The 11153-nt window shown below is 69.5% G+C and carries 9 protein-coding genes; 5 read left to right on the top strand and 4 right to left on the bottom strand.

Features of this window, described 5'->3' with window-relative positions; translation table 11 throughout:
* Window positions 1–190 precede the first annotated feature (190 nt).
* Window positions 191–2818: a valine--tRNA ligase gene (locus tag ACZ63D_RS19880; protein WP_465355790.1), complete on the bottom strand. Its 2628-nt coding sequence runs from the start codon at window positions 2816–2818 to the stop codon at window positions 191–193.
* Window positions 2819–2878: 60 nt separating this feature from the next.
* Here ACZ63D_RS19880 and ACZ63D_RS19875 point away from each other — a divergent pair, with 60 nt between their 5' ends.
* The 4 genes from ACZ63D_RS19875 (at window position 2879) to ACZ63D_RS19860 (ending at window position 7550) form a co-directional block, all read left to right on the top strand.
* Window positions 2879–3220, top strand: coding sequence for a hypothetical protein (locus tag ACZ63D_RS19875; RefSeq protein ID WP_465355789.1), 342 nt, complete (start codon window positions 2879–2881; stop codon window positions 3218–3220).
* Between the two features lie 108 nt (window positions 3221–3328).
* On the top strand, window positions 3329–3775 hold the full coding sequence (locus tag ACZ63D_RS19870) for a MarR family winged helix-turn-helix transcriptional regulator (RefSeq protein ID WP_465355788.1): 447 nt from the start codon (window positions 3329–3331) through the stop codon (window positions 3773–3775).
* Between the two features lie 72 nt (window positions 3776–3847).
* Window positions 3848–5191, top strand: coding sequence for an MFS transporter (locus tag ACZ63D_RS19865; RefSeq protein ID WP_465355787.1), 1344 nt, complete (start codon window positions 3848–3850; stop codon window positions 5189–5191).
* Window positions 5192–5237: 46 nt separating this feature from the next.
* The gene (locus tag ACZ63D_RS19860; RefSeq protein WP_465355786.1) at window positions 5238–7550 is read left to right on the top strand and encodes an FdhF/YdeP family oxidoreductase; all 2313 of its coding nucleotides are present in this window, start codon (window positions 5238–5240) and stop codon (window positions 7548–7550) included.
* A 172-nt stretch (window positions 7551–7722) separates the two neighbouring features.
* Here the strand turns inward: ACZ63D_RS19860 and ACZ63D_RS19855 are convergent, their stop codons facing one another.
* From ACZ63D_RS19855 to ACZ63D_RS19845, 3 genes are read right to left on the bottom strand one after another with little or no spacing between them, the layout of a single operon-like run.
* A complete protein-coding gene (locus ACZ63D_RS19855; RefSeq protein ID WP_465355785.1) occupies window positions 7723–9147 on the bottom strand; it encodes an LCP family protein in 1425 nt (474 codons plus the stop codon).
* A 56-nt stretch (window positions 9148–9203) separates the two neighbouring features.
* Window positions 9204–9947, bottom strand: coding sequence for an SDR family NAD(P)-dependent oxidoreductase (locus tag ACZ63D_RS19850; RefSeq protein WP_465355784.1), 744 nt, complete (start codon window positions 9945–9947; stop codon window positions 9204–9206).
* Complete coding sequence (locus ACZ63D_RS19845) at window positions 9944–10366, bottom strand: VOC family protein (protein WP_465355783.1); 423 nt, start codon at window positions 10364–10366, stop codon at window positions 9944–9946. The genes ACZ63D_RS19850 and ACZ63D_RS19845 overlap by 4 nt, the downstream gene beginning before the upstream one ends.
* On the opposite strand from ACZ63D_RS19845, the gene ACZ63D_RS19840 reads away from it, so the two are divergent.
* Complete coding sequence (locus ACZ63D_RS19840) at window positions 10365–11117, top strand: GntR family transcriptional regulator (protein WP_465355782.1); 753 nt, start codon at window positions 10365–10367, stop codon at window positions 11115–11117. The two genes, ACZ63D_RS19845 and ACZ63D_RS19840, sit on opposite strands and share 2 nt — an antisense overlap.
* Window positions 11118–11153: the final 36 nt, after the last annotated feature.

Here is an 11153-nt window from a genome sequence, read left to right as displayed (position 1 = left end):
CGGAGCCGGGGAAGAGACAACCACCTTCTCTCGCGGAGGGGGGGGGGGGGGGGTGGGTTGGGTGTTCCCCCCCCCCCCCCCCCCCCCCCCCCCCCCCCCCCCCCCCCCGCCCGTCATCACAATCAGCTTCGGGGTGCCCCCACGAGGCCCCACCCGCAATGTCGCCGCCAGGCGACGAGCCGAGCGCGGCTCAGGACCCAGGCAACGCAGCCAACCGAGCCTCAATCCGCCCAATATCCGCCACCGCGGTCTCCCGCCGCACCTTGATCTTCTCGATCACCTGCTCCGGCGCCTTCGCGATAAACGCCTCATTCCCCAGCTTCCCCTCAGTCTGCGCCAATTCCTTCCGCGCAACCCCGAGGTCCTTCTCCAACCGTTTCCGCTCGGCAGCGACGTCAATGGTCCCGGAAGTATCCACCTCCACCGTCACCACGCCCCCAGCCAACGCGACCTCCAGCGAAGCACTGGCCGAGAACCCGTCCTCCGGCTCAGTAAGCCGCACCAACGACCGAATCGCCCCGGAATGCCCCTCCGGGAACGCCTCCCCGATCAACCGCGCAGCAACCTTCTGCCCCGGCTTCAACCCCTGATCCGCCCGGAACCGCCGAATCTCGGTAACCAGCTTCTGCACATCAGCGATCCGAGCATCCGCAACAGGATCCCCATACCCCTCAACCGCCGACGGCCAATCCGCGATCACCAACGACTCGCCACCAGTCAACGCCGTCCACAACTTCTCCGTCACAAACGGAATGAACGGATGCAGCAACCGCAGCACCGTGTCCAGCACATGCCCCAAGACCTTCCGCGTAGCCTCAACCCGCGCGGAATCCCCTTGGTACAACTGAACCTTGGCCAATTCCAAGTACCAGTCGCACAACTCATTCCACGTGAACTGATACAACGCATTGGCGACCTTCGCGAACTGGAAGTCCTCGAACAGTCCGTCCACTTCGGACACCAACGCCGCGAGCCGCCCGAGAATCCACCGATCGGACTCGGTCAACTCGGACGCAGCGGGAAGCGACCCGTCGGCAGTAGCACCGTTCATCATCGCGAACTTGCTGGCGTTCCACAGCTTCGTGCAGAAGTTGCGCGACCCCGCGGCCCACTCGTCCGCCAAAGCCATGTCCGCACCCGGATTGGCCCCGCGGGCGAGCGTGAACCGGGTGGCGTCCGCCCCGTAAGCGTCCATCCACTCCAGCGGATCGATGACGTTCCCCCGCGACTTCGACATCTTCTTGCCGTTGGCGTCGCGGATCAGCCCGTGCAGATAGACGTGGTCGAACGGCTGCCGCCCGGCCATCTCCTGCACCCCGAACATCATCATCCGAACGACCCAGAAGAACAGAATGTCGTACCCGGTCGACAGCACGCTGGTCGGATAGAACTTCGCCAGGTCGGCGGTCTCGTCCGGCCAGCCCATGGTCGACATCGGCCAGAGACCGGACGAGAACCACGTGTCGAGCACGTCCGGATCCTGCGTCCAGCCCTCGCCGGACGGGGGCTGCTCGTCCGGGCCCACGCACACGACCTCGCCGTCCGGGCCGTACCAGACCGGGATCCGGTGCCCCCACCACAGCTGGCGCGAAATCGTCCAGTCGTGCATGTTGTCGACCCAGTCGAAGTACCGCTTCTCCAGCTCCGCCGGGTGGATCTTCGTGCGCCCGTCGCGCACCGCGTCGCCGGCGGCCTTGGCCAGCTCGGCGACCTTGACCCACCACTGCAGCGACAGCCGCGGCTCCACGACCGTGTCGCAGCGGGAGCAGTGCCCGACCGCGTGCACGTACGGCCGCTTCTCCGCGACGATCCGGCCCTGCTCGCGCAGCGCGGCGACCACCGCGGGCCGCGCCTCGAACCGGTCGAGGCCCTCGAACGGACCGGGCACGGTGACCTCGGCGCGCTCGTTCATCACGGTCAGCATCGGCAGGTCGTGGCGGCGGCCGATCTCGAAGTCGTTCGGGTCGTGCGCCGGGGTCACCTTGACCGCGCCGGTGCCGAATTCCGGGTCGACGTGCCGGTCCGCGACCACCGGGATCTTCCGGCCGGTGAGCGGCAGCTCGATCTCGGTGCCGACCAGGTGCGTGTAGCGCTCGTCGTCCGGGTGCACGGCCACCGCGGTGTCGCCCAGCATCGTCTCCGCGCGCGTGGTGGCCACGACGATCGAGGCGTCGCCGTCGCCGTAGCGGATCGACACGAGTTCGCCGTCGTCGTCGCTGTGGTCGACCTCGATGTCCGACAGCGCCGTCTGGCAGCGCGGGCACCAGTTGATGATGCGCTCGGCGCGGTAGATCAGGCCCGCGTCGTAGAAGTTCTTGAACACCGTCTGGACGGCCTTGGACAGGTTCTCGTCCATGGTGAAGCGCTCGCGCGACCAGTCGACGCCGTCGCCGAGGCGTTTCATCTGGCCGAGGATCTTGCCGCCGTACTCGGCCTTCCACTCCCAGACGCGCTCGACGAACTTCTCCCGGCCCAGGTCGTGCCGCGACAGGCCCTCGCCGGCCAGCTGGCGCTCGACGACGTTCTGCGTCGCGATGCCCGCGTGGTCCATGCCCGGCAGCCACAGCACCTCGTAGCCCTGCATCCGGCGGCGGCGGCTCATCGCGTCCATCAGGGTGTGGTTGAGCGCGTGGCCCATGTGCAGGCTGCCGGTGACGTTCGGCGGCGGCAGTACGATCGAGAACGGCGGCTTCTCCGACGAAGCGTCAGCCGTGAAGTACCCGGCCGCTACCCAGCGGTCGTACATCGGGGCTTCCTCGGCGGCCGGGTCCCAGGCACCCGGAAGGTCGGTTTTCTGCTGCGGAGCGTTCTCGGTCACAATGGACAAGTCTACGAACCCGCCGCGGCGGGGTTACGCAGGGGGAAAGGCGGTGCGCCGATGACTCGGCCGGAGGATCCGGACGACCGGATGGAAACCCATCCCGACCTCATGGACCCCGAATGGCGCAAGCACGCCCAGCGGGACGCCTGGCTCGGCGCGAAGAAGGACATGAAGAAGCGGCGCAAGCGCGAACGCCGCAACGCTCCCGCCCCGGTCTACGGCCGCGGCGGCGCGGCGCCCAGCCGCTGGCCCGGCATCGCGGCGATCGTCGGCCTCGTGCTGCTGCTGGCCGCGGCTGTCGTGGTGCATCAGGTGCAGCCGGTCGGGGTGAACGACGGGAAGATCGGGTACATCCTCGGGCTCGGTTCCGCCGCGGAGACCAGCAGCCAGCCGCTCTAGCCCGAAGTCCGTGAAGGGCTCCTCGCGGGAATCAGATTCCCGCGAGGAGCCCTTCGCTGTTTTCCGGCCAAGGTGCACAGCCTGAACTCAACAGGCTAAACTGTGCTTATGCCCGACGACCCGACCGTCCCGCCGCACGTCGCCGAATCCGCCGGATGGATCCGCGGCGTCGTCGGCCAGCTGCACCGCAGGCTGCGGCAGGTCGACAACGCCGAGATCCTCACGCCGACCCAGACCGCGGTGCTCAACCGGCTGCACCGCGAAGGCCCGGCGACCCAGGCCGAACTGGCCGCCGCGGAGCACGTCCGGCAGCAGTCCATGGCGGCCACGCTCGGCGTGCTCGATTCGCTCGGCTACCTGAACCGCACGCGCGACCCCGCCGACGGCAGGCGCGTCGTGATCTCGCTCTCCGATCTCGGCGACAAGACCGTCGTCGGGATCCGCCAGCACCGCGACGAATGGCTCGCCGCCGCGCTGGCCGACGAGCTGACCGAAGACGAACTCGAAACGGTCCGGCGCGCGCTGCCCTTGCTGCAGCGGATCGCCCAGCGCTGACCGCACGGAACCCGAGGAGCACTGACGAATACCGCGACCGCCCCCGCGAAATCCCGTTTCGGCGCGCGCCTGGTGACCCCGCTGGTCGCGAGCGCCGTATTGAATCCGATCAACTCCACGCTCATCGCCGTCGCGCTCGTCCCGATCGGACAGGCCTTCGGCGTCGGACCGGGCCGCACGGCCTGGCTGATTTCCTCGTTGTACCTGGCCACCGCGGTCGGGCAGCCGGTCGTCGGACTGCTCGTGGACCGCTACGGCGCGCGGCGCGTGCTGCTCGGCGGCGCGTCGGTGGTGATGATCGCCGGGATCGGCGGGATGATCCCGATCTCCGTCGAATGGCTCACCGGGGTTCGGGCCGTGCTCGGCATCGGGACCTGCGCCGGATTCCCGGCGGCGATGGCGGTGCTGCGAAGGCGCGCCGACCAGAACGGCGAAGGCGTGCCCGCGCGGGTGCTGTCGGTGCTGGCGATGTCCTCGCAGACGATCATGGTGATCGGCCCGACCCTCGGCGGCGTGCTGATCGCGCTCTTCGGCTGGCCCGCGATCTTCGCGGTGAACCTGCCGCTGGCCGGGATTTCCCTCGTGCTGACTTTGCTGTGGGTGCCCAAGGACGCTCCCGCGGAGAAACCGGCCGAGCGGATCGACGTCGCCGGGATCGTGCTGTTTTCCGCCGCGCTGCTGGTGTTGCTGTGCTACCTGATGGCGCCCAGCGTCGGCGATCTGTGGCTGCTGGCCGCGGCGATCGTGCTCGGCGCCCTGTTCGCGAGGGTGGAACTGCGCGCCCGGAAGCCGTTCATCGACCTGCGGATGCTCGCCGCGAACGGACCCGTCCTGCGCACGTATTCACGCCAGGCACTGAGTTTCCTGGCGATCTACACGATCATGTTCGGCTACGTGCAATGGCTCGAAGAGGCTCGCGGGTTCGCCGAATCCGCCGCGGGACTGCTGCTCCTGCCGATGTCCGGGACCGCCGTGGCCGCGGCGGCGCTGTCCGGGCGGCCGACCGGCGTTCGGCTGCGGCTGGTGCTGGTCGGCGCCGCGCTCCTAGCCGGATCCGTCGCGCTGTTGTTCGTGAACGACGGCACCGCGCTGATCTGGCTGCTCGTGCTCGCCGCATTGTTCGGGCTGGCCCAAGGACTCACCAGCGTCGCCAACCAGACCACGCTCTACCGCGAAACCCCGGCCGAGACGATGGGCACCGCGAGCGGTCTTTTCCGGACCGCGCAATACCTTGGCGCGATCGTCGCGGCCACGATCATCGCCCAGTGCTACGGCGGGCACGCCGACTCCGGCGGGCTGCACCGGCTGGCCGTCGTGCTGATCGTGACCAGCGGCTTGCTGCTGATCGTGACCGCCGCGGACCGTGCGCTGGCGCGGGCCGAACGCCGCGCACGGGACGAGCGCGAGAAGGTGTGACGACCCCCGTCTTGGGTTCCGCACCGCGAAGGCGGACGATGTGCCCATGACTCGCGAAGCTCCGACTGGTGACGTGGACGAAGCCCGCCTCGAAGCAGGCAAGCCGAAAGGCTGGGCGGCCGGGATTCCGGGAGTCGCGGTTTCGCTCGCGCGCGGAGTGGAGCAGATGGGCCCGGTCCGCACCGCGCGCACGCTGCGGCTGCTGAACCAGCGGGACGGCTTCGACTGCCCGGGGTGCGCCTGGCCCGAGCCGCGGCAAAGCGACGGCGAGAAGCGAAAACTGGCTGAGTTCTGCGAAAACGGCGCGAAGGCGGTCGCCGAGGAAGCGACGAAACGCCGGGTCGGCCGCGAGTTCTTCGCCGCGCATCCGGTGTCCGAACTGAACGAGCGCACCGACTACTGGCTGGGCCAGCAGGGCCGGCTCACCGAACCGATGGTGCTGCGCGAAGGCGCGTCGCACTACGAGCCGATCTCCTGGGACGACGCGTTCGGCTTGATCGCCGGCGAACTGCGCGGCCTGGCGAGCCCGGACGAAGCGATCTTCTACACCTCCGGCCGCACCAGCAACGAAGCCGCTTTCGTGTACCAGCTGCTGGTTCGCTCGTTCGGCACGAACAACCTGCCGGACTGCTCGAACATGTGCCACGAATCGTCCGGCGCGGCGCTGTCGGCCACCACCGGCATCGGCAAGGGATCGGTGTCGCTGGCCGACATCCACCAGGCCGACCTGATCGTGGTCGTCGGGCAGAATCCCGGCACGAACCACCCGCGCATGCTGTCCGCGCTGGAGCAGGCGAAGGGCCGCGGCGCGAAGGTCATCGCGGTCAACCCGCTGCCCGAGGCCGGGCTGATGCGGTTCAAGAACCCGCAGAACGTGCGCGGCGTGGTCGGCAAGGGCACGCCGCTGGCCGACGAGTTCGCGCAGATCCGGCTCGGCGGCGACCTCGCGCTGTTCCAGGCGGTCGGGCATCTGCTGCTGCAGTGGGAGGACGCCGCGCCGGGGTCCATTGTGGACCGCGAGTTCGTGGAGAAGTCCACGCACGGCTTCGAGGACTGGGCCAAGCAGCGGAGCGAGGTCGACTGGCCGGAGACGGAGAAGGCGACCGGCTTGGCGCGCGAGCAGATCGAGCACGTCGCGCGGATGATCGCGACGTCGGAGCGCACCATCTACTGCTGGGCGATGGGGCTGACCCAGCACAAACACGCGGTGCCGACGATCGCCGAGGTCGTGAACCTCGCGCTGGTGCGCGGGATGATCGGCAAACCGGGTGCGGGCCTGTGCCCGGTGCGCGGCCACTCGAACGTGCAAGGCGACCGGTCCATGGGCGTATGGGAGAAGATGCCCGAGTCCTTCATGGACGCGCTGGACCGCGAGTTCGGCATCACCGTGCCGCGCGAGCACGGCTGGGACACCGTCGACTCGATCCGCGCGATGCTCGACGGCCGCGGCAAGGTGTTCTTCGCGATGGGCGGCAATTTCGCCTCCGCCACCCCGGATTCGGACCGGACCGCGGACGCGCTGCGGTCGTGCTCGCTGACCGTGCACGTGTCGACGAAGCTCAACCGTTCGCACGTCGTTCCCGGCCGCACCGCGCTGATCCTGCCGACGCTCGGCCGCACCGAACGCGACGAGCAGGAATCCGGCCGGCAGTTCGTGACGGTCGAGGACTCGATGTCGCAGGTGCACGCCTCGCGCGGACGGCTGGCCCCGGCGAGCGACGAACTGCTGTCCGAGGTCGCCATCGTGTGCCGGCTCGCGGAGCGGCTGCTCGGAGCGGACCACCCGGTGCCGTGGCGGTCGTTCGAAAAGGACTACCACCTGATCCGCGACCGCATCGCCGCCGTGGTGCCGGGCTGCCACGACTACAACCGCCGCGTCCGCGAACCGGACGGTTTCGTCCTGCCGCACGCGCCGCGCGACTCGCGCGAATTCACCGGCACGGCTACCGGCAAGGGCACGTTCACGGTGTCGGATCTGGAGTACCCGGAGGTGCCGGAGGGCCGGTTGCTGCTGCAGACGCTGCGCAGCCACGACCAGTACAACACGACGATTTACGGGCTGTCGGACCGTTATCGCGGCATCGAGGACGGCCGCCGGGTGGTGTTCGTGCACCCGGACGACCTGGCCGAACTGGGCGTCGCGGACGGCGAGATCGTCGATCTGGTCTCGGAATGGCGGGACGGGGAACGACGGGCGCCGAGCTTCCGCGCGGTGGCGTATCCGACGGCGCGGGGGTGCGCGGCGGCGTACTTCCCGGAGGCGAACGCGTTGGTGCCGTTGGATTCTGTCGCGGAGAAGTCGAACACGCCGGTGTCGAAGGCAGTGGTGATCCGGATGGAGCCGCACCGCCACGCGTGAGGGGGCGGAGAGCGACTCTTAGGCCGAACTGCTGTGCGCGCTGGCCGACTTCGCGGCATGGACCTCGGCAGACGTCTAGCCGCACGGGGTGGAAAGCGCCGCCGACGGCCGGATGGCCACTGCGGTCGTGAGGAGCGGCCCAGGTTCTCACTGGGCCGCCCCTCACGACGCCTCAGTCGATGCAGTTGTCCCCCTCCGACGTCACCGGCGGCGGCTGATCCGTCTTCACCGGCCCGCCAGCGCCAGCCCCGCCGTCCGACACCCCCGGTCCGGAGTAGACCTTCCCCAGCACCACCTGGATATGCCCGGCCGGAACGTCCGCTGATTCCTTAGTGGACAGTCCACCCAGCTCCTTCGCCACCTCCGCGCCCTCGGCGGCGAGCGCGGCCGGATACCGCACGATCGACGTCCGCTGGGCAGGCGCGTTGCCCGCGGCCGTCGCGGCGAATCCCTTGCCCTTCAACACATCCGCGACCCGCGCCGCGAGGCCGGAGGCACCCCCGGCGTTGGACACCTCGACCGCTGCTTTCGCCGCACCATCCGGCGCGGCGGGCGGCGCGGCCCCGATCAGCCCGGCCGCGAACGCTTTCACCTTCGCGGGATCCACCTGCACCGCGGTCGCCGTGGGATGGGACTTGTCGTACCGGTAGTCCTGGTTCTCCACCGGGATCGTCGTGAACTGGATGCCGCCGCCGGAAACCCCGCGCATCTTGCCGACGAAGTCCAGGATGTTCCACGACTGGTCCAGCACCACCGAGCGCTTCACCGCGTCGATGAGGTCGCTCAGCTTGCCCGGGTCGGCGAGCGTCCCGGCCGAGAGCACCTGGTGCGCCATCGACGCGAGGAACACCTGCTGCCGCCGCATCCGGCCGAAGTCGGTGCCGGGCAGGTTGTCGCGCTGGCGCACGAAGGCGAGCGCGGCTCCGCCGGAGAGCCGCTGTTTGCCCGCCGGGAAGTCCGCCCCCGAGTTCTCGTCCTTGGTGGCCTTTTTCAGGCACACCTCGACCCCGCCGACAGCCTTGCTGATCTCGGAGAAGCTCAGCAGGTTGACCTCGGCGTAGTGGTCGATGGTGACGCCGGTGAGGTCCTCCACCGCCTGCCGCGTCGCCTTGCGCGCCGCGGTCATCGACTCCTGCTCGATCTTGTCCTTGTCGGTCTCCCCGGCCGCGCGCAGCTTCGACGCCTCCGCTGCCTTGCCGCGGCCGAACGCGGCGTTGATCTTGCCTTTCCCGCCGGGCATCGAGACGTACGAGTCGCGCGGGATGGAGAACGCCTTGACCTCCTGCTGCCCGTCCGGGATCCGCAGCACGATCAGCGTGTCGGTGAGGTCGTCGCCGTTCGCGCCTGCGCGCAGTTCGTCCAGCACGCTCTGCGGCAGCGGGTTCCCCTGCGGGTCCTTCCGCGCGTCCCGGCCGACCAGCAGGATGTCCAGCGCCCCGTCGGCGTGCTTCTGGCCTTCGTCCACCGATCCGCCGCCGCCGATGACGTCGCTGCGGGTGATGTCGTCGAGCGCGCTCAGGGTCGAGAACCCGTACGCCGTTCCGGCGAACACCACCGTCGACAGCGCTCCGGCGATAACTTTTCCTGCGATCCGCACGCCCCTCTGGACGTCCGGCGAACCCGGCTTGCTGCATTCGTGACACAGCTCACAGCTCAGCGCAGGTGCGAGGCCCCGTTCATGTCCAGGATCGCGCCGGACGCCCAGGGCGTCTCCGCCGAGGCCAGGAACACCACCGCTTCGGCGATCTCCTCCGGCTCGGCGACCCGGCCGAACGGGCTCTGCTCCCGCACGGTGTCGGTGAGCCGGTCGGCGACGCGCTCGGTCGCGGTGAAGCCCGGGGCGACCGAGGTGACCGAAATGCCGTGCGGGGCCAGCTGGACCGCCAGCGACTGGCCGAACGCGTGCAGCGCGGCCTTGCTCGCGCCGTACGGCAGGTACTCGGGTTCGCCGCGGAACGCCCCGCGCGAGCCGATGTTCACGATCCGGCCGGGCACGCCGCGCGCGATGAGGTGGCGCGCGACGTGGAAGGAAACGTTGGCCGCGCCGAGCAGGTTGACGTCCAGCGTGTGCCGCCACGCCTCCTGCCAGTCCGCATAGGACATTTCGCCGATCGGCGTGCGGGTGGCCGGGGTCGTGCCGACCGCGGCGTTGTTGACCAGGACGTCGACCCCGCCGAGCTGTTCCTCGGCCACGTCGGCGATCCACTGCGCGGCGTCGGGGTTGCCCAGGTCGCCGGACACGAGCACGTGCCCGGATCCGGGCAGCGCCTCGAGCGTTTCGCGCGCGGCCTCCCGGTTGGATCCGCAGTGGACGGCGATCCGGTCGCCCCGGGTGGCGAAGGCGACGGCGATGGCGCGGCCGATTCCGCGCGAGGCTCCGGTGACGAGGACGTTCATTTCGCGAACAGCTGCGTCTCGTCGCGGAAAGCCTTGAACTCCAGCGCGTTTCCGGCCGGGTCGTGCAGGAACATCGTCCACTGCTCCCCCGCTTCGCCGGCGAACCGCTGATACGGCTCGATCACGAATTCGGTGCCCGCGGCCCGCAGCCGCCCGGCCAGCTCGTGGAACCCGTCGACGTCGAGCACCAGCCCGAAGTGCGGCACCGGCACGTCGTGCCCGTCGACCGGGTTGCGGCCCGCCTCCGCGCGAGCGCCCGGGACGACGTGCGTGACGACCTGGTGGCCGTGGAAGTTCCAGTCGACCCACGCGTCCGCCGAGCGGCCTTCCGCCAGCCCGAGCACGTCGCCGTAGAACTCGCGGGCTTTCGGCAGGTCGTCGACCGGTATGGCCAGGTGGAAGGCGGGACGGACAGCCATGCGGCACTCCTTCGGCGCGGGGATCGGTCTCTTCACGTTGACCGGCAGATGTCTGAATGTCAACATTAGGACGTGGAAGTCACCCCCCCTGAGGAAGGCGGCGCGCCGCGGGCTCGCCGACGAGGCCGCCGACCGGGTGCGCGAAGCGATCTTCGCCGGGCATTTCCGGCCCGGCGCCCCGTTGCGCGAGGTCGAACTCGCCGCCTCGCTGGAGATCAGCCGCGGTTCAGTGCGCGAGGGCATCGCGCAACTGGCGCGGGAAGGCCTGGTCCGCTGCGACTGGCACCGCCCGACCACGGTGGTCGACGTGACCGTCGAGGACGTCGAAGAGGTCTACTCGGTCCGCGCCGCCCTCGACCGGCTGGCTGCGGTTACGGCGCGCACAAACGCGTCCGCTGAGGATTTGGACGCACTGGATGCGCTGGTCACCGACCTGGAACAGGCAATCCGGTCAAAGGCCGACGGGCCGCACTTGCTAGCGCTGGACATCGCCTTCCACGACCGCGTGTACGCCGCCGCGGGCAACAGCCGATTGACCGAGGCGTGGCAAGCGGTGCGGTCGCAGGTGTTTCTGTTTCAGCTGCAACGGGTTTCGCTCGGGCATGAGCGTTACCGGGCCCGGGTGGTCGACGAACATCGCGAACTGGCGCAGCTGATCCGGAACGGGGACCGGGACCGGTTGGCCCGAGTGGCCGAGCAGCACGTGGAGTCCGCCCGGGAAAGCCTGCTCAAGCGCATCCGAACCGAGTAGTTCCCCGCATCCGCCGATCCTCTCGACCTGACAGGA

This window comes from Amycolatopsis sp. NPDC104775 (assembly GCF_055583325.1).
Note: the sequence above shows the minus strand (reverse complement) of the source record. Positions and strands in the feature narration are given on the sequence as shown.